This window comes from Nocardia sp. CA-119907 (genome assembly GCF_050955995.1).
GTDB lineage: Bacteria > Actinomycetota > Actinomycetes > Mycobacteriales > Mycobacteriaceae > Nocardia.
Map to the genome: position 1 here is coordinate 8,835,196 of NZ_CP192091.1, position 22,260 is coordinate 8,857,455.

Annotated in this window: 2 protein-coding genes; both read right to left on the reverse strand. The window is 67.9% G+C overall.

The window, feature by feature from the left end; all coding sequences use genetic code 11:
• Positions 1 to 192 precede the first annotated feature (192 nt).
• Positions 193 to 7,581, reverse strand: coding sequence for an amino acid adenylation domain-containing protein (locus tag ACQP2D_RS39680; RefSeq protein ID WP_433681021.1), 7,389 nt, complete (start codon positions 7,579 to 7,581; stop codon positions 193 to 195).
• 205 nt (positions 7,582 to 7,786) lie between these two features.
• Positions 7,787 to 22,183, reverse strand: coding sequence for an amino acid adenylation domain-containing protein (locus tag ACQP2D_RS39685; RefSeq protein WP_433681022.1), 14,397 nt, complete (start codon positions 22,181 to 22,183; stop codon positions 7,787 to 7,789).
• Positions 22,184 to 22,260 lie beyond the last annotated feature (77 nt).

Below are 22,260 nucleotides of genomic sequence, written 5' to 3' on the forward strand. Positions count from 1 at the left end.
CGCGGGTCGCGGCATACGACGCCGACCGCATCAGATCGTGACGCTGCCGCGCCCGATCCTGTCCAAGCACCCGTTGTCCCGGCACCCCAACCATAGGAACTTTCCTCACCTCGCCCATCGTCACTTCGCAGACCGGTCGCCGCCGGTGCCGGCCTGTGCACGCACAGGCCGATGGATCTTCCGGATGGAAGATCAACTCGGGTCGCCCGGCCTCTGGACGCCCAGCAACGCATCGACTTCGACAACGGCCGCGACGGCGCCGAATTCCGGCGCGGGCGCGCCGTCGTCCAGCACCACGGCGTGCAGATCCTCCAGCCCCGTCACATCGACGGTACCCAGACCGGAACGATCGAGGAACAGATGCGTCACCCATTCGTCGGCCAACAATGCCGACAGCGTTACGTTGTCCAGCTCACCGCCCGCCGTCACCACCACCGACGCACCGTTCTCACCGGCCGCGACGACTTCCAGCAGTGCCGCCGCGGAATCCGCGCGGCCGTGCCGGAACAGCCGTGACTCGAAGGTCAGCTCGGTGCGTGCCCGCAGTCGCTTGGTCGCCAGGGCGATGTCGTTGTAGGACAACGCCACCCCGGCGACAAAGGCCGGATCCTCACCGCGCAGCGCCTGGGTCCGGTTCGCATAGGTCACCGGTCGCGGCGATTCGGCGGCGATCGCACCGAGTACGGCCGGATCGTCGAGGGCGAGCCAGTCGATGCCGCCGGTATCGGCGGGAGCGCGGCCGATGGTCAGGCCGACCTTGATCTCCAGCCCGTCGGGCAGTGCCGCGCTGCGCGCACTCGCCAGGGGTGGTGTGTCGAATGCGGTCACCGGGGCCAGCGCGGCACCGGCCTTGAGCACCGCCCAGGTGGCGACCACGGCGTCCACGCTCCGATCGAGCCGGATCGCGACACCGGTGCGCGGCCCGCAGCCACGGCCGATCAGCACCCGCGCCAGTCGCGAGGACCTGGCGTCGAGCTCCTGGAAGGACACGGCGTCCTCCCCGAAGACCACCGCGGGTCCGTCCGGATCGTCCTCCACCGCGGCGGCCAGCGCCTGGGTCAGCGCCGCACCGCTGGTGACCGGGACACCGTCGGTGGCCTGCTCCAGCGCGGTATCCGGTACGGTCGCGCTGCGATCGCGCTCGGCCGCATCGAGGATATCGATATCGCCGACGCTGACCTGTGGATCGGCCACCACCGCGGCGCAGATGCGGGTCAGCCTGCGCCCGAAGGCCTGCACCGTCGGTTCGTCGAAAAGATCTGTCGCGTAATTGAATACCGCGACGAGCTCACCGGGTGCGCCGTCCTCGCGATGGCGCGGCTCGATGGTCAGCTGCAGATCGAACTTCGCCGCGACCGCGCCGGTATCCAGGGCCGCGACCGTGAGACCGGGCAGTTCCAGCCTCGGCGGCTCGATATTGTCGAACGACAGCACCACCTGGAACAGCGGATTGTGCGAGGTCGCGCGGTTCGGCAGCACCACCTCGACCACCCGCTCGAACGGGATATCGGCATTGCCGAAGGCCGAAAGATCGGTTTCGCGAACATGTTCGACGAGGGCGTCGAAGGTGGTCGCCGATTCGGTCGCGGTGCGTAGCGCCAGGGTGTTGACGAACATACCGACCAGATCGTCGAGCGCGCGCTCGCCGCGGCCGGCGATCGGGGTGCCGATCGTAATATCGGAACTGCCCGACAACCGCGCGAGCAGCACCGCGAGCACGGCGTGCACGACCATGAACAGCGATGAATTGTGTTCGCGGGCAATGCGGATCAGCCCGGCGTGAACCTCCGGCGAGAGTGTGAAACCGGTCGACGCGCCGCGCATGGACGGCACCGCGGGGCGCGGCCGGTCCAGCGGCAGCTCCAGCGCGCCGGAATGTCCGGCCAGCTGTTCGCGCCAGTAGGCCAATTGCTGGGCGGCCACCGAATTCTCGTCGTCATCGCTGCCGATGACCTCGCGCTGCCAGATCGCGAAGTCGGCGTACTGCACCTCGAGCGGCGTCCAGGTCGGGACATTGCCCGCACAGCGCGCGGCGTAGGCGAGCATCAGATCGCGGGCCAGCGGGGCCATCGAGGCGCCGTCGGCGGAAATGTGGTGCACCACCATCGCCAGCAGGTAACGGTTCTCGGTCTCGCCGCGCAGCAGCGCGCCGCGCACCGGAACCTCTTCGGTCACATCGAATCCGGTCGACATCAGCTCGGTGATGCGCACGATGGGTTCGGTGGTCGACTCGACCGTGAGCCCGCCCGGCCATGCCTCGGCGACCGGCAGGACCTGCTGGTAGGGCAGTCCACCCGGACCCGTCGCCGGGTAGCGGGTGCGCAGCGCCTCGTGCCGTTCCAGCACATCGGCGACCGCATCGCGCAGCGCCTCCACATCGAGCGCACCCTGCAGGCCGATGGCCAGCGGGATGTTGTAGGCCGCCGAGCGGGTATCGAACTGGTTGAGCACCCACATGCGCTGCTGGGCCAGCGACAGCGGCACCCGCTCGGGGCGCGCCGACGAAACCAGCGGCGCACGAGAACCGTTCGACGAACCGGGCACGATCCGGGCGGCCAGCGCCGCGACGGTCGAGGCCTCGAAGAGTTCGCGCACCGAGACATTCGCGTCCAGCGCCTCATTGATCCGGCTGACCGCCCTGGTGGCCAGCAGCGAGTTGCCGCCGAGGCCGAAGAAGTCGTCGTCGAGGCCGACCTCGCGCACACCGAGCAGTCCGCCGAACACGCTGGCAACGGCCTGTTCGATGGGCGTCTGCGGGGCGCGGTAGGTGACACCGCTGACGAATTCCGGTGCGGGCAGCGCCTTTCGGTCCAGTTTGCCGTTGGGGGTCAGCGGCAATCCGTCCAGTACGACGATCGCGTCGGGAACCATGTAGCTGGTGAGGAATTCGGCGACGGCGGCACGCAGTTCGGTGTCGTCCAATGGCGAATCGGCCTCGGCCACCACATATCCGACCAGCCGGTCACCGGCGTGCTCGTCGGAGCGCACCAGCACGACGGACTGACTGACCCCGGGCTGGGCGAGTAGCGCCGCCTCGATCTCACCGAGTTCGATGCGGAAGCCGCGCAACTGCACCTGCTGGTCGCTGCGACCGGCGTATTCGAGATTCGCCTGACCACCGAAACCGGCCCAGCGGCCGAGGTCGCCGGTGCGGTACATGCGCGAGCCCGGCGCCCCGAACGGATTGGCCACGAAGCGGGTCGCGGCGAGTCCGGGCCGACCGAGGTAGCCGCGGGACAGCTGCGCACCGCTGACATAGATTTCGCCGGCCACCCCGACCGGTGCCGGATGCAGGCGATCGTCGAGCACATAGCTCTCCAGGCCGGGCAGCGCGCGACCGATGGCACTGGCCGGATTCTCGGCGAGCTGCTCATCCAGCGCCAGGAACGATACGTGCACCGTGGTTTCGGTGATGCCGTACATATTGACCAGCCAGGGCGCGTTGTAGGCGTGCCGCTCGTACCAGCGCCGCAGCTGGCGCAGATCCAGTGCCTCACCGCCGAATACGACATAGCGCAGTGCGAATTTGCCCTGATCGCCCGCGTGCGAGGCGCGGTCGGCCTCGGCGAGCTGATAGAACGCCGATGGCGTCTGATTCAGCACCGTGACCTGTTCGCGAAGCAGCAACTCGCGGAACTGTTCCGGGGAGCGCGAGGTCAGATAGTCGACCACCACGACGGTGCCGCCATTGGCGAGCGCACACCACAGTTCCCATACCGAGAAGTCGAAGGCGAAGGAGTGGAACAGCGTCCACACATCGGTCTCGTCGAATTCGAACATCAGCTGGGTATTGGCGAACAGCTCCACCACATTGCGGTGGGCCACGCCGACGCCCTTCGGAACACCGGTGGAGCCCGAGGTGTAGATGACGTAGGCCAGGTTGTCCGGACGCAGACGGGCCGTGCGCTCGATATCGGTGATCGACGATTCGCCGAAGCCCGCGGTGTCCTCCAGCAGCACGACCGGCAGCTCCGTCGCCGGCAAATCGGCCATCAGATCGGCGGTGGTCAGCACACAGGTCGGCTGGGCGTCGGTGAGCATGAACTCGAGCCGCTGCGCCGGGTAGGTGGTGTCGATCGGCAGGTATCCGGCACCGGCGGTGAGCACACCGAGCAGCGCGATGGGCAGCTGTTCGGTCCGCCCGACGGCAACGGCCACCAGCGATTCCGGACCGGCACCGCGCGCCATCAGCGCCCGCGCCACCCGGTTCGCACGCCGCTGCAGTTCACCGAAACTCAGTGCAGTATCGCCGAATCGGACCGCGATCGCATCCGGACGGCGGCGCGCCTGCTCCTGGATGAGGTCGACCAGGGTCACCTCGGGTACCGTCGCCCCGTCCGAATTCCATTCGTGCAGGACCAGCTCGCGCTCGCCGGGGGCGAGCAGATCGATATCGCCGAGCACCGCGTCGGAATCGGCCGCCACCGCGGACAGTACGCGCAGGAAGCGCTCGGCGAAGTCCTGCACGGTCGCGGCATCGAACAGATCGGTGGCGTAAGTGAAGGTCGCCGACATCCCCTGCTGGTCGACGTTTTCCGCGATCTCCAGCTGCAGATCGAACTTGGCCAGCGATACCGCGTGATCCACGCTCGAGACGGTCAGCCCCGGCAGCTCCAGTTCGGTGCGCGCCAGGTTCTGGAACACCAGCATCACCTGGAACAGCGGATGCCGCGCCGCCGAGCGCACCGGATCCAGCAGCTCGACCAGCCGCTCGAACGGCACATCGGCATGTCCGAAGGCCGCGACGTCGGTCTTGCGCACGGTGCGCAGCAGCTCGTCGAAGGTCATGGCGGGATCGATCTCGGTCCGCAACACCAGGGTGTTGACGAACATGCCGATCAGATCGTCCAGCGCCGCCTCGCCGCGACCGGCCACCGGGGTGCCCACCGCGATATCGCGGGTGCCCGACAGCCGGGCGAGCAGCACCGCGAGCGCCGCGTGCACGACCATGAAGAGCGTCGAATTGTGTTCGTGCGCAAGGTGATTCAGTCGCTCGTGGACATCAGGGCCGACCTCGAAGGCGATGACGGCGCCCTGGTTGGACGCGGTGGCCGGACGCGGCCGATCCGCGGGCAGATCCAATTGTTCCGGCAGCGCGGCCAATTCGTTGCGCCAGAAGGCGATCTGCTGGGCGAAGACCGATTCCGGATCGTCCTCGCTGCCCAGTGTTTCGCGCTGCCAGACGGTGTAGTCGGCGTATTGCACCGCGAGCGGCGGCCACTCCGGCCGTGCGCCGCGCACCCGATCGGAATAGGCCGACATCAGATCGCGGGCCAGCGGACCGAGCGAGAAACCGTCCGCTGCGATGTGGTGCACCACGCATACCAGCACGTATTCGGATTCATCGAGTTGGAACAGCCGCAGCCGCACCGGCGGCGTGGTCGTCACATCGAATCCGGCAAGTACCTCGGCGATGATCAGATCCGAAAGTTCCAGTGTGGCAGCGGTGGTCACCGCGAGTTCCGGCACCGCGCGCGCATCGCCCGCGGGCAGCACGACCTGGAAGCCCTCGCCGTCGATCTCCGGGTAGATGGTGCGCAGCACCTCGTGCCGCTCGGCCAGATCGCGCGCCGCGGCGCGTAGCGCGTCGATATCCAGTCGCCCGGACAGCCGCACCGCGAGCGGAATGTTGTTGACTGCGCTCGCACTATCGAAGCGGTTCAGGAACCACATCCGCTGCTGTGCATAGGACAGCGGAATCCGGTCGGGGCGGGTCTGCGCGGTCAGCGCCCGGCCGCTGGCCGAACCCGCGTGCTGCTCAACCCGTTCGGCCAGCACCGATACCGTGGACGCCTCGAAGATCACCTGCACCGGCACCCGCACGTCGAGTGCGAAACCGATGCGCGCGGCCGCCTGCGCGGCCAGCAGCGAATTGCCGCCGAGTTCGAAGAAATCGTCATCCGCGCCGACGCGCGCATCCTGCGCACCACCGAGCAGCAGGGCCGCGAACACCTCGGCAACGATCTCCTCGACCGGTGTCGAGGGCGCGCGGAACTGCCGCGCCGCGAAGACCGGTTCGGGCAGCGCCGCCCGGTCCACCTTGCCGACCGGGGTCAGCGGAATCTCGTCCAGCACCATGATGGCGGACGGAATCATGTAGTCGGGCAACGATTCCCCGATATGGGCGGACAGCGCACCGGTATCGATGGTGGCATCGGCACGCGGCAGCACATAGGACACCAGCGCGGTCGTGCCCGAGGGCAGGGTCTTGCCGAGGGTGGCCGCGAAGTCGACATCCGGATGCGCGGTGAGCACATTGTCGATCTCGCCGAGTTCGATACGCAGGCCGCGAATCTTGACCTGGAAATCGGAGCGGCCCAGATACTCCAGCACGCCGGCCTCGGTGCGCCGCACCAGATCTCCGGTGCGGTACAGGCGCGCACCCGGGTTGTCGGCCTCGGTGCCGAAGGGACTGGCCACGAAACGTTCCGCGGTCAGTTCCGGGCGGCCGAGATAGCCCTGCGCGAGCACCGCACCCGAGACATAGAGCTCACCGACGACACCCGCGGGCACCGGACGCAAGCGCGCATCGAGAATGAACGCGCCGACGCCCGAAATGGCGGAACCGACGGTGACGGGCTCGCCCGGCACCAGCGCCGCGGTGCTGGTGACCATGACGGTCGCCTCGCTCGGCCCGTACGCGTTGAACATGGACCGGCCGTGATCGCCCCAGCGCGCCACCAGATCCGCGCCGAGTCGGTCGCCACCGGCCACCACGACCTGCAGCTCATCGAGATCGTCGGTATCCAGCGATTCCAGCGCACCCGGCGTGATCAGCAGATGGCTGACCTGTTCGCGGCGTAGCAGATCGGCGAGTTCGACACCGCCGAATACCGTCGGCGGCGCGATGACCAGCGTCGCACCCACCGAAAAGGTGAACAGTGTCTCCATCATCGAGAAGTCGAAGCTGGGCGAGCTCAGATGTGACACACGCGCATCCGCGTCGATCAGATACTGCTCACCGACCGCCGCCAGACCGGCCAGGCCGGTGTGGGTGACCGCGACGCCCTTCGGCTTACCGGTGGAACCCGAGGTGTAGATGACATAGGCGGGGTGCTGTTCGTTCACCACACGCACCCGGTCCGCATAGGAGACCGGGTGGTCCGGCCGGGCGGCGATCCGCTCGGATACCACCGGATCGTCCAGTTCGATCCAATAGGTCGAGGTGCCGAGCTTGGCCCGATGCGCCTTGGTGGTCAGGCCGAATTCGGCGCCCGAATCGGTCACGATGTGCTCGATCCGCTCGGGCGGATAGTTCGGATCGACCGGCACATAGGCCGCGCCCGTCTTCGCGATCGCCCAGAGCGCGACGATCGATTCCACCGAACGGGTAATGCCCATCGCGACGAAGTCGCCCGCGCCGATCCCGCGCTCGATCAGCTCGCGCGCCACCCGCGAGGAGGCGGCGTCGAGTTCGCGGTAGGTGAGTTCACGCTGATCGGCCGGATCGCCGGTCGGATTGAACCGGAGCGCGACCGAGGTCGCCGCGGACTCCACTGCAGCGGTGAGCAGCTGCGCGAAGAGCGGGCTGCCCGACCTGCGGCGACGACTACCACGGGCGGAACGGCGGGCAGTTTCCATTCGAGTGCATTTACCTCTCGCGTCGAGCTAGGACCTGCCCCGCCCTCCTTCGAGGGCATATTGCACCGGGCCAGCGCAGTCCGAGCCATCATATAAGCCTGCAGCATGCACGGTCTCGCCTGCGCCGCATGGGCGCAGACGTGACAGATGTGTATCGGACTCGCGTGGACGATGTTGCGAAACATCCGGGCATCAGTGAAGTTGCTCACATTCGACACGGCTCTCCGGGCCCAGTAGTGACCGTCCGTTCGCGCCATACCGCGGTCAATACCCTGCCGATTTCGGCGAGACCGGCGGCGGCCGTCATCCGCCAGTGCGTGGTCGGCACCGCGCGATTGTCCACCGCGCCGTCCACCACCTCGGCCCAGATCGACGCACCGATCGAACCGGTGACGTCGTCGAGCGCCGCGGTGAAGTAGATGACATCGCCGTGGAAGCGCGCCGGACGATAGTCATTGCGCAGGACCACCGAATGTACGGCGGTATCCAGCACCCGGGTGAATCGGTCGGAGCCGAAGGAAGCGAACGGCTCCGGCAGCTCGACCAGTCGTTCGGCCAGCGCATCCCAGTCCACATCGGTGTCGAAGCCGAGGTCACCGGCCTGTTCACCGAGCAGTCCGCCGATCAGCTCGGCCACCGGCACCGGCGAGCCCGCGCCCTGGGCGCGCTCGTCGGGCGGATCGGCCATATAACTGTCCATTACCGCGAGTGTGGCCACCTGCTGTCCCGCGCGCTGCAGCTGGACCGCGATCTCGTGCGCGAAGACACCGCCCATCGACCAGCCGATCAGGTGATACGGCCCCTGCGGCTGGACCGAGCGGATCGCATCGACATAGATGCGCGCCCACTCCTCGATCGTGTCCGGCAGGACCGCCGCCGCGGCCAGCGTCGGCGCCTGCACGCCGTAGATCGGACGCTCCGGGTCGAGTGAGGCGGCCAGACCCGCGAACGACCACGCGATACCGGATACCGGATGGATGCAGAACAGCGGATCGGCCGAACCGCTGGCCCGCAGCGGCAGCACCACATCGAAGGCCGCCTCGCCCTCGACCTGACCGCTGGCCCGGCGCGCCATTTCCGCGACGAATTCGCCCGGCGTCGGCGCGGTGAACACCCGCATCACCGGAATCTTCTCGCCGAGTACCGCACTCAGCCGCGCGGTGAGCTTGGTGGCGATCAGCGAATTGCCGCCGCGTTCGAAGAAGTTGTCGTCCATACCGAATCGATCGAGCTCGAGCACCTGCCCGAAGGCGGCGGCGACGGTTTCCTCGATCGCAGTCGCGGGCGCGCGGTACCGGCGTGCCTCGAATGCCGGATCGGGCAGCGCGCGCCGATCCAGCTTGCCGTTCGGTGTGAGCGGCATGACATCGAGCACCACGATCGCGGCGGGCACCATATAGCCGGTCAGGAATTCGGCCACCTGCGTGCGCAGTTCATCCGGATCGAGGCGGGCGCCGGAGGCGGGCACCACATAGCCGACGAGCTGATCGCCGAGGCGTTCGGTCGAGCGGACCAGGACGACAGCCTGGCTCACCCCTTGGCAGCGCAGCAATGCGGATTCGATCTCGCCGAGCTCGATTCGGAAGCCGCGCAACTGGACCTGCTGATCACCGCGTCCGGCGTAGGCCAGTCCGGTCACCTCGTCGAAGTGGCCCCAGCGCCCGAGGTCACCAGTGCGGTACATGCGAGATCCCGGCGGGCCGTACGGATTCGCGACGAACCGCGCGGCGGCCAGCCCCGGCCTGCCGAGGTATCCCCTGGACAGCTGGGCCCCGGCCACATAGATCTCGCCCGGCGTACCGACCGGCACCGGATGCAACCGCTCGTCGAGGACATAGCCGTCCAGACCGGGCAGTGCGCGCCCGATCAGGCTGGCCGGGTTGTCCGCGATCTGCTTGTCCAGCGCCAGGAACGATACGTGCACCGTGGTTTCGGTGATGCCGTACATATTGACCAGTCGCGGCGCATCCGCGGGGTAGCGGTCGTACCAGCGCCGCAATTGGCGCAGATCCAGTGCCTCACCGCCGAATACGACGTGTCGCAGCGCGAAATCGCCCTCGGTGTCGGGTGCGGCCCGGTCGGCCTCGATGAGCTGGTAGAACGCCGATGGCGTCTGGTTCAGCACCGTCACCCGCTCGCGAATCAGCAACTCGCGGAACAGCTCCGGTGCGCGCGAGGTCGCGTAGTCGACCACCACGACGGCGCCGCCGGTGGCCAGTGCGCACCACAGTTCCCATACCGAGAAGTCGAAGGCGAAGGAGTGGAACAGCGTCCACACATCGGTCTCGTCGAAACCGAACAGCGGCTGGGTATTCGCACACAGCTCCACCACATTGCGGTGCGCGACACCGACGCCCTTCGGCACACCGGTCGATCCCGAGGTGTAGATGACGTAGGCCAGATTGTCCGGGAGCAGTGGTGCGATGCGGTCGGCATCGCTGATCGGGCCATCGGCGAATTCGGCCGTGTCTTCGAGCAAGATCACCGGCTGGTCGCCGACCGGCACATCGGCGCGCTGCGCCGCGGTGGTGAGCACACAGACCGGAGCCGCGTCGGACAGCACGAAGGCCAGGCGCTGCGCCGGATAGGTGGTATCGATCGGCAGATAGGCCGCACCGGCAGTGAGCACGCCGAGCAGGGCGACCGGCAGCTCCTCTGTGCGCGAAACCGCGACGGCCACCAGCGATTCCGGTCCGGCACCGGCGGCGATCAGCGCCCTGGCCACCCGGTTCGCCCGCCGCCGCAACTCCGCGAAACTCAATGCGGTGTCGCCGAAGCGGACCGCCACCGCATCCGGTCGCCGCCGGGCCCGATCGGCGATCAGCTCGGGCAGCGTGGCGCCGGGTACCCACGCGCCGCGGGCATTCCAGCGCAGCACGCTGTCGCGTTCATCGGGTCCGAGCAGATCGATATCGCCGACGGTCACCGCGGCATCGGCGACCACCGCGGCGAGGATCCGGCCGAATCGATCGGCGAAGCCCTGCGCGGTCGCGGCGTCGAACAGATTCGTCGCATAGGTGAATTCGGCCAGAATACCCCGCGTATCACCGCGCGGGCCGACCCGCTCGGTGAGCGAGAGGCGCAGATCCACCGCGATCGGATCGGCGTCGTCCTGGAGGCCCATCGCGACCTGGAACAGCGGATGTCTGCTCGGTACCCGGATCGGGTCGAGCACCTCGACGAGTTGGTCGAACGGCACGTCGACATAGGTGAAGGCGGCGGCGTCGACCGGACCGATCGCAGCGAGCAGCTCGTCGAATGTCGCGCCGGCGTCATATTCGGTGCGCAACACGACCATATTGCCGAAGCCAGCAGTGGCACTCGCGGTTTCGTTGCGCACCGTGGTCCCGATCGCGATATCCGCCATGCCGGACAGCCGCGCCAACAGCACCGTGAACGCCGCGTGCGCCACCGCGAATATCGAGGTGTTGTGCGTTTCGGCAAGTCGACGCAGCCCGTCGTGCAGATGCACGCCGATCTCGAACCCGACCCGCGCACCGGCATCGGACGGCACCGCCGATCGCGGTCGATCCATCGGCAGTGTCAGCTCATCCGGCAGACCCGCCAGCGCGGTGCGCCAGTATCGAACCTGGGTGAGCACGTCGGTGGCGACGCCATCGCGCACCGCGACAACCGAACGCTGTGGCGCGGCGACGAACTCGCCGAGCATGCCGCGCAACCGCTGGGTGAGCGCCCGCGCCGCCGATTCGGCGACGGTATCGCCCCGGTAGAGCACCTCCACCCGCAGCCCGGCACCCAGTTCGGCCCGCACCGTGACCGGATAGTGCGTGTAGTCGACCGAACGCACCCCGGTGACCAGCAGCCCGTCGATGGCGCTGCCCGCCTGCCGCAGGCCGTCGGCATCGATCGGATACGACTCGTAGGCCACCAGCGAATCGAACAGTTCGTTGCCGCCCGCGACACCCTGGACCTCGGCCAATCCGAGATAGTGGTGTTCGAGCAGTGCCGCCTGCTCGGCCTGTAGCTCGGTGAGCAGCCGCGAAACCGTTGTCGCCGTATCGAATCGGACCCGCACCGGGATGGTGTTGACGAAGAGGCCGACCATTTCGTCGACTCCGTCGAGCTGCGGTGGCCGTCCGGATACGGTGACGCCGAAGACGACATCGTCACGGTCGGTGATCCCGGCGATAACCACACCCCAAGCAGCTTGGAGCACGGTATTGACGGTGACCTCGGCCGCGGCGGCGAAGGCGGTCAGCGCCGCCGTTTCCGGCGCTGACAGCTCGAACGCCGACCTGCCGAAACCAGTGTCCGGCAACGCCGGTCGCACCAGCGCGGGAGTAAGTAGCGTCGGCTCGACGCCCGCCAGCGCGATATCCCAGGCGCGCAGTGTGGTCTCGCCGTCCTGGCGCGCCAACCATGCCAGATAGTCGCGATAGGGACGCGCAGCGGGCAGCTGCGCGGCATCGCCCCTGGTCGCGTAGAGGACCAGTAGATCCTTCATCAGCAGCGGCATCGACCAGCCGTCGAGCAGAATGTGATGCGCGGTCAGCACCAGCTGAGTGGCCCCGGAGGTGGTGCGGTGCACCGTGAATCGCAGCAGCGGCGCGACGGCCGGGTCGAATCCGGTGGCCTGGTCGGCGGCCAGCAGATCCGGCAGATCGGCATCCGGCACCTCGCTGACCACGCGCCACGGCACCCGCACGGCATCGGCGATCAACTGCACCGGTCTACCGTCCGCGCCGATGGTGAAGGCGCTGCGCAGATTCGGATGCCGGTCCAGTGCCGCCTGGGCGGCACGGTGCAGGCGCTCGAGGTCGAATTCGCCCGCGAGCCCGACCGATACCTGGATGACGTAGGGGTCCGCCGAATCCGCCAGCATTTCCATCAGGAACAGCAGGCCGGTTTGCAGCGGCGACAGCGACAGCACATCGGCAAGGCCCGGCTGGTCCGCGCGCCAGACGTCGAGTTCGCGCTGGGTGGCGTGGACGAGCGGCACATCCGATGGCGTCAGACCACCGGCGGACGGGTCCGCCACGTGCCGGGCGACCGCGGTCAGCGCGGCCAGCCAGTCGTCGGCGAATTCGCGCACCGCCGCCTCGCCGAGGATTTCGCTCGCGTACTGGAACACCACGTCCATCCGTGGTCCCGCATCGGTGTCGACGACGATCGCGTTGATATCGATGACGGCGTTCGCCGGCAGCGTGGGATCCTGGCCGCCGTCCAGCTCACCCAGTTCGCCGGACGGGAGCCAGGCCGGATCGGTCAGTCCCTCCGGCGCGCCGCCGGTGCCGACTCGGCCCAGATAGTTGAAGCCGATCTGTCCGAGGTCACCGGGCAGCGCCGCGGCGGTCGCCGAATTCAGTTGGCGCAGTAGGCCGAAGCCGATGCCCCGCTCCGGCACCGCGAGCAGTTGTTCCTTCACCGACCGCAGCACCGCCGCGGTCTCCTCGGCAATTCCGGTGAGATCCAGCGCCACCGGGTACACGCTGGTGAACCAGCCGATCGTGCGCGTCAGATCGGCGCCGGGCACCGTGGTCTCCTCGCGGCCGTGACCCTCCAGCCGCACCTTGGTGACCTGAGCGTCGATGCCGCGTCGGGCTCGCCAGGTCCGCACCGCCATGGCCAGTGCCGCGAGCAGACCATCGTTGACGCCGCCCCGGTACCGCGCGGGCACCGTGGTGAGTACCGCGTCGGCGACCTCGACCGGCACCTCGACGGTCAGCTGCCGGACGGTCGCATTGGTATCGACGGCGGGGTCGAGTGCGCGGTGGCCGAGCAGGGGATCCGGTGTGGCCAGCACGTCGTGCCAGTAGTCGAGTTCGGCGATCCGCGATGGCGCGCCCGCGGCCTCGACCAGACCGTGTGCCCAGCGCCGGAACGAGGTGCCGACCGCGGGCAATGCGACCGTCACCCCGGCGGCGCGCTGCGCCCACGCGGTCATGAGGTCCGGGATCAGGATCCGCCACGACACCCCGTCGATCACATAGTGGTGCGCCGCGACGACGAGCAGATCGCGCCCGTCCGTCCTGCGCAGCCAGGTGCATCCGAGCATTCGGCCCGCGGCCGGATCCAGCGCCGCCAACGCGGCGGCCACGGCGGCATCGCCGATCCGGTGCGGCGCGGAATCGGCGGGCACGCGCATCTCCGACACCAGTGCCGATGCGTCGAGGGTTCCCGGTGCGGGCACCTCCTGGTGCCACCGGCCGTCGCTGTGCCATATGCGGGCGCGCAGCATGTCGTGGTGGTCGAGCACGGCGGTGAGGGTGGCGACCAGTCCGGCGCGATCGATACCCTCCGGCAGCCCGAGCACCATGGTCTGAGCGAATCGGTCGAACGAACCCGCTGCCAGGAATCCGGCGAGCACCGGAGTGAGCGGGATTTCGCCGACACCGCCACCGGGCAGCTCGGCCAGCACCGGCGCCGCGGGTTCCGAGCCGAGGACCGCGATCCGGGCCAGCCCGGCAACGGTTTTCTGCTCGAACACATCGCGCGGGGTGAAGCCGATTCCGGCCGCCTTGGCCCGTGCCACCAGCTGGATCGAGACGATGCTGTCGCCGCCGATGGCGAAGAAGGAATCGTCGGCACCGACCTGCGGTACGCCCAGGACCTGGGCGAACAGCTCGGCGATCCGCGATTCCAGCGGACCCGACGGTGTCCGCGACACCGTGGCCGTCAACCGCGGCTCGGGCAGTGCGTCGCGGTCCAGTTTGCCGTTGGCGGTCAACGGGATCTCGTCGAGGACGACGACAGTGGACGGCGCCATATGCGATGGCAGCACGCGCGCCGCGTACTCCGTGAGCGCGTCCGCATCGACAGTGCGGCCGGTCGCCGCGAGCACATAGGACACCAGCGCAGTGGCACCCGCCGCCGTCTCGCGGCCGATGGTGACCGCGAATTCGACATCCTCGTGGCCGCCGAGCACCGCATCGATCTCGCCGAGTTCGACGCGGAAGCCGCGGACCTTCACCTGGAAGTCGCTGCGGCCCACGTAATCCAGCTCCGCGGTAGCACCGGCCGGCGCGTACCAGCGGACCAGGTCGCCGGTGCGATACATCCGTGCGCCCGGCGCGCCCCACGGATTCGGCACGAAGCGCTCCGCGGAAAGTCCGGCGCGATTCTGGTAGCCGCGCGCCAGCGCACCGCCCGCCAGATACAGCTCACCCGTCACACCGGGCGGAACCGGATTCAGCCGGGCGTCGAGTACGAGGGCGGACATGCCGTTGACCGGCTTGCCGATCGTAATGTGGTGTCCTGCGGTCAATTCCGCGTAGGAGGAGATGATGGTGGTTTCGGTCGGGCCGTAGCCGTTGTAATACCGACGACCCGTCTGCCACTTCGCCAACAGCTCCGCAGAAGTCACATCACCACCGACGGACAGCATCTCGAGCTGCTCCAACCCGGCCGGATCCACCGTGCCCAACACCGCCGGAGTGATGATCGCGTGCGTCACCTGCTCGGTGCGCAGCAGGTCGCCGAGTTCGGATCCGCCGAGCACATTCGGCGGCACGATGACCAGCGTCGCGCCGATCGAGAAGGCACACAGCCATTCCAGCACCGATGGGTCGAAGCTCGGCGAGCAGATGTGTAGGAAGCGATGGCGCGACTCGACTTGGTAGAGCGCTACCGCGTGGTCGAGCAGACCGCCGAGTCCGGCGTGGGTCACGGTGACACCCTTGGGCATACCCGTCGAACCCGAGGTGTAGATGACATACGCCGGATGATGCAACCGCAGCGGCGCGATCCGATCGGCATCGCTGACCGGTGCCGCGGATCGGCTGGCACACAGTGCATCCGTCTCGGCGTCATCGAGCGCGAGCCACTGCACGTCATCGGGCAACTGACCGAGGTATTCGACAGTCGTCAGACCGACCACGGCGGCCGAATCGGTCACCATGTGCCGCACCCGATCCACCGGATAATTCGGATCGACCGGCACATGCGCACCACCGGCCTTCGACACCGCCAACACCGCCGCGACCATCTCATACGAGCGCGGCAAAGCAACCGCCACAAGACTTTCCGGACCCACACCACGCTCGATCAACACCCGGGCCAAACGCGACGAAAACTCATCCAACTCGCGGTAACTGACCGAACGCCCCTGATACCGGATGGCCGTGCGATCGGCACCACGACGCAATCCACGCACCAGCAGATCCGGCAACAACCCACCGGCCATCACCTCGTCGGGCTGCACCCGGGTCAGCGATTCGACCTCCGATTCGGCGAGCATCGGCAGCTCACCGACCGGCACATCCACACTCGCGACGATCCCCGCCAGCAGTCGCACGAACCGGTCCGCGAATGCTCGCACCGTCGCATCGTCGAAAAGGTCACGCGCGTAGGAGAACGCGGCCACCATGCCAGCACTCGACTCGCGAATCACCAGCGACAGATCGAATTTCTCGATCGAGATATCGAAATCGACCGGGGCGACCCGCAATCCGGGTAGCTCGAAGGAACTCTCCGGCAGATTCTCGAACGACAGCGCCACCTGGAACAGCGGATGCCGCGACGTCGAGCGCTCCGGCTCGAGTAGATCCACCAAACGCTCGAAGGGGATATCCGCATGCGCGAATGCCTGTAGGTCGACGTCCTTGACGTGCGCGAGCAGTTCGACGAACGTCCTCGCACCCGGCACCTCGGTGCGCAGCACCAGCGTATTGACGAACATGCCGATGACATCATCGAGTTCGGCCGCACCGCGTCCGGCGACCGGCGTACCGATGGCGATATCGTCGGTGCCCGATAGTCGCGCGAGCAATACCGCGAGAGCGGCGTGAACCACCATGAACAACGTGGCGTTCTGTTCGCGAGCGAGATGGACCAGCGCTTGGTGCAACTGCGGATCGATCGCGATATCGCAGTGCCCACCGACGAATGAGCGGACCGCTGGCCGGATCCGATCCGAGGGCAGGTTCAGCTCATCGGGTAGCTCCGCGAGCGCCTGCCGCCAGTACGATACCTGCTGTCCGGCAAGGGAATCCGGTTCCGATTCCGAACCGAGTACGGCACGCTGCCAGATCGCGAAGTCGGCGTACTGCACCGGCAATGGCGTCCACGCGGGAGCCGATCCGCCGCCGCGCGCGACATAGGCGAGCATCAGATCACGGGTCAGCGGACCCATCGACCAGCCATCGGCGCTGATGTGATGCGCGACCAGCACCAGCACATGATCGCCATCGCAGCGCAGCAGTGCGGCACGCACCGGCACTTCGGACGTCACATCGAAACCGGTACCGACCAGCTCGGCGATCCGCTCCCGCAGCTCACCCGCCGCGACATCTTCCGGCGTGAGGTCGGCGACCGCCTGTCCAACGGGCAGAATCACCTGATGGGCGATGCCGTCACGGGCCGGGTACACGGTGCGCAGCACCTCGTGCCGGGCCACCACATCGGTGACGGCCAGCCGCAGTGCGTCAATATCCAGCGCACCGGACAGCCGCACCGCCACCGGCACGTTGTAGGCCGGTGATGCGGTATCGAACTGGTTCAGGAACCACATTCGCTGCTGTGCCAGTGACAATGGCACCGGTTGCGGCCGCGGCCCCGCGGTCAGTGGCGCCCGCCGACCGGAGCCGACCCGCTGCTCGACCCGGACCGCCAGTGCGGCGACGGTGGTCGCCTCGAACAACATCCGCACCGGCACCTGCGTATCCAGTGCCGCGCCGACACGCGCCGCCACCTGCGTGGCGACCAGCGAATTGCCGCCGAGTGCGAAGAAGTCGTCATCGATCCCGACGCGATCCACCCCGAGCACATCGGCGAACACCCCGGCGACGATCTCCTCGATCGGCGTGGACGGCGCACGGAAGATTCGCGTCTCGAACTCCGGTGCGGGCAATGCCTTTCGATCCAGCTTGCCGTTGACGGTGCGCGGAAGCTCGGCCAGGACCACCAAGGCGGCGGGCACCATATAGGACGGCAGCGCACCGCTCAGCGCAGACTGCACCCGCGCCACATCGATATCGGTCGCCGAGGGAACCAGATACGCCACGAGCCGGTCGCCCGTGCGCGGATCGGCATCGGCGATGACCGCCGCCTGCGCGATCGCCGGGATGGCGGTCAACACCGCCTCGATCTCGCCGAGTTCGATCCGGAACCCGCGGATCTTCACCTGGAAGTCGGTGCGTCCCCGATACTCCAACTCCCCTGCGGTATTCCAGGCCACCAGGTCACCCGTGCGGTACATGCGCACGCCCGGCCGGAACGGGTTCGCCACGAACCGCTCCGCCGTCAGATCCACCCGTCCGAAGTAGCCGCGCGCCAACTGCGCACCGGCCAGGTACAACTCACCCGGAACACCGACCGGCACCGGACGCAGACGCGAATCCAGCACGTAGACACGGCTGTTCCACTCCGGCGCACCGATCGGCACCGACACCGCGTCCGCATCGGTCACCCGATGACTGGTGACCGATACCGCCGCCTCGGTCGGACCGTACAGATTGAACAGTTCCTTCTGCGGATAGGCGGCCCGGAACCGCTGCGCCAGACCGGCGTGCAGCGCCTCACCGATCACCAGCACGCGCCGCAGCGTGAACGGCAGCCGACCGGCCGTCAACAGCGCGTCCAGCATCGATGGCACGACGTGCAGGGTGGTCACCGATTCGCGTGCCATCAGGTCGTTCAGATAGGCGGGGTCGCGGTGTCCGTCCGGCGCGGCGAGCACCAATCGACCGCCGCAGACGGCCGCCGACCAGAACTCCCATACCGACAGATCGAAGGTGGCGGCCGTCTTCAACAGCACCGCATCACCCGGACCGAGCGCGAATTCGCTGGTCTTCCACAGCAATTGGTTGACGATCGCCGCATGCGATACGGCAACGCCCTTCGGGCGACCCGTCGAGCCCGATGTGAAGATCACGTACGCGGTATCGGCCGCGTGCAGCGGCGCGATCCGATCGCGGTCCTCGATCGGCGTCGCGGCCAACCGGCCGAGGTCGAGCCGGTCCAGCCGGACCACCGGTGCGATCGCGGTATCGAAGGACGTTTCGGCATTGGTCAGTACGCAGACCGGTGCCGCGGTGCCCAGTATGTAGTCGGTGCGCGCCGCGGCCTGATCCGGATCCACCGGTACATACGCGGCACCGGATTTGGCCACCGCATACATCGCGACGACCAGATCCACCGACCGCCGCAAGGCCAGCGCCACCCGCGACTCCGGCCCGACGCCCCGCGAAATCAGATGCCGGGCAAGACGGTTCGCCCGGGCATCCAACTCGCCGTAGGTAACGGGTTCACCGTCGGCACCCATCAGCGCCACCGCGCCCGGTGTCGCGGCGACGGTCGCATCGAACAGCGACACCAGCGTCGCCGTCGGGTCCACCGCGTGGTCGGTCGCATTCCGGCCGAATACCAGTTCGGTCCGCTCCGCGGCGCCGAGCAATTCCCATTCGCCGATGACCGCACTCGGCGCGGCGCTGATCTGGCCGAGCATCCGCACGAAACGCGCCACGAAACCCGCGACCGTCGCCTCATCGAACAGATCGCGCGCGTAGGTGACCGCACCCCGGATACCGGCGGGTCGACCGGCCTCGTCGTACTGATCGCCGACGATCCAGTGCAGATCGAACTGCGATACCGCCGCATCGAAATCCACACCCGAGACGGTCAGTCCGGGTAGCTCCAGATTCGTCGCGGCCAGATTCTGGAACGACAATCCCACCTGGAACAGCGGATGCCGCGCCGTGGAGCGCACCGGATTGAGCACCTCGACGAGCCGTTCGAAAGGCACATCCGCATTCGCGAATGCCGCGAGATCGGTCTCGCGCTGCCGCGCGAGCAATTCGGTGAACGGCACGGACTCATCCACCCGGGTCCGGAACACCAGGGTGTTGACGAACATGCCGATCAGCTCGTCCAATGCCGCGGCACCGCGACCGGCCACCGGCGTGCCGATGGCGATGTCATCGGTGCTCGACAACCGGGCCAGCAGTACCGCCAGTGCCGCATGCACGACCATGAACAGCGTCGCCCCCTCGGCGCGCGCCAATTCCGCCAGCGACCGGTGGGTTTCGGCATCGATGTGCACCGCGACCTTGCCACCGGCGAAGGACTGCGCCGCGGGCCGTGGCCGATCCGTCGGCAGCTCGAGCTGATCCGGCAGCCCCGCGAGCGCGTCGCGCCAATAGGCGATCTGCCCGGCCGCCAGCGACTCCGGATCGTCCTCACTGCCCAATAGCTCGCGCTGCCAGATGCTGTAGTCCGCGTACTGCACCGGCAGCGGCGCCCAGCCCGGCTCCGAACCCGCCGATCGAGCGGCGTAGGCGGTCATCAGATCGCGGGTCAACGGCCCGATCGAGCTGCCGTCAGCGGCAATGTGGTGCACCACCAGCGCGAGTACGAATTCGGCTGGCGTGCCGGCGTTCTCGACCTCGAAGAGCCCGGCCCGCAGCGGCACTTCGACGGTCACATCGAAGGTGGTCGAAAGCAGTTCACGCACCGCGGATTCGAGTTGTTCGGCGGTCACCGTTCGAACCGTCAGCTCGGGTAACGCTATTTCCGAGGGCAGGATCAGCTGCACCGGACCGGTTTCGGTCTGCGGATACACCGTCCGCAACACCTCGTGACGCGCGACGAGATCCGCGACCGCCGCCCGCAGCGCCGCCACATCGAGCACACCGGTGAGCCGCACCGCGATCGGAATGTTGTACGCCGCCGACGCCGTATCGAACCGGTTCAGGAACCACATCCGCTGCTGGGCCAGCGACAGCGGAATGGAATCCGGCTGCGGACCGGCGCGCAAGGCCCGGCGGGCGCCGGTCCCCGCGTACTGCGCCACCGCGGCGGCGAGCCGGGCGACGGTCGGTTCCTCGAAAAGCAGGCGCACCGGCGCCATGGCATCGAGCGCCTCCCCGAGGCGCGCCATCAACTGCGTGCCGATGAGCGAGTTGCCACCGAGTGCGAAAAAATCGTCATCCGCGCCGACCGGCACATCCAGTGCCAGGACCTCGGCGAAAAGCTCCGCGATCACCGGCTCCACCGCACCCGAGGGCGCGCGGAAGGTCTTGGTATCCAATCGAGGTGCGGGCAGCGCCCGCCGATCCAACTTGCCGACCGGGGTCAGCGGAATCTCATCGAGCTCCATGATGGCGCTCGGCACCATATGGGCCGGCAGCTTCCGCGCGGCCAGCGCGGTCAATTCGGCGGTTTCGACCGACATGCCGTCGGCGGCGCGCACATATGACACCAGAATCGTTGCGCCGCTGTCGCGTTCGTGTCCGACGGTGACCACGAACCCGACACTGTCGTGCGCGGCCAGCACCGCATCGATCTCGCCGAGTTCGATCCGGAAACCGCGGATCTTCACTTGGAAATCGTTGCGCCCCAGGTATTCCAGCTCCCGATCCGCCGTCCAGCGCACCAGATCGCCGGTCCGGTAGAGCCGGGCGCCGGGCACGCCGAACGGATCGGCCACGAACCGGGCGGCCGTCAGCCCCGGCTGGTCGTGATAGCCGCGGGCCACCTGCGCACCGGAAATGTAGAGTTCGCCGACAACCCGGCCCGGTACCGGCGCAAGCTCCTCATCCAGCACATATTCGGTGATCCCGCGAATCGGCGCCCCGATGGTCACCGGCTGCCTGGGTGCCATCGGCGCACTGATATTGGTCATGATCGTGGTCTCGGTGGGACCGTATCCATTGAAGAATTCCCGGGTCGCGCCGCTTGCGATCGGCACCACCCAGCGCTGTACCAACTCCGGCGGGCAGGTCTCACCACCCGCGACCACCACACGCAACTCGTCCAGCCCCTCGGGCGGCAGTGAGGCGAGCGCGGCCGGGGTGATGAAGGCGTGGGTCACCCGTTCGCGGCGCAGCAGTGCGGCCAATTCCGGACCGCCGTAGACCGTCGGCGCGGCGACCACCATCGTCGCGCCCCGGCTCAGCGCGAGCAGCAATTCCAACACCGACGCGTCGAACGAGGGTGAGGCGAAATGCAGTGTGCGCGAATCGGCTGTCAGCCGATAGCGCTCGCGCTGCTCGTCGCAGAAATTCGAAAGACCGGCCTGGGTGACGACCACACCCTTGGGTGTGCCGGTCGATCCGGAGGTGTAGATGACATAGGCCGGATGTTCGGCACGCAGTTGCCGGATCCGGTCCGCGTAGGTGACCGGCTCCGCCGAATACCCCGCGACCCGCTGCTCGAACTCCGCGGTATCGATGGTGAGCCACCGCGGCCCATCCGGTAGCCGCGCGCCGACCGAGGCCACGGTGAGGCCGAGTGCCGCACCGGAGTCCGACAGCATGCGGGCGACGCGATCCGCCGGATAGTTCGGGTCGACCGGCACGAATCCGGCACCGGCCTTGGCGATCGCCCATACCGCGACCACCGACTCCACCGACCGCGGAATGCCGACCGCGACCAGATCCTCCGGACCCACACCGGCCTCGATCAGCAAGCGCGCCAAGCGGGTCGACCGAGCATCCAGTTCGGCATAGCTCAGCTGCGCCGATGTCGTCGCCGCATCGGCGAAGACGAGCGCAGCGCCCGCCGGATTGGCCTCGACGGCGGTGGTCATCAACTGCGGCAGGGTCTTGATCCGCGGGCGTCGAGTCCGGTTGGGCCGCTCGCGATTCGGCCGCGTCATGCGCCGAACCCCCGTCGCGCACCGCGCGCGCACGCCACCAACACACATTCGAACAGGCCGACCATCAGGGAGCTACTTCCTCGGGTTTGTCGTTACATCACCACCCCCGCGCCAGATCACCACCC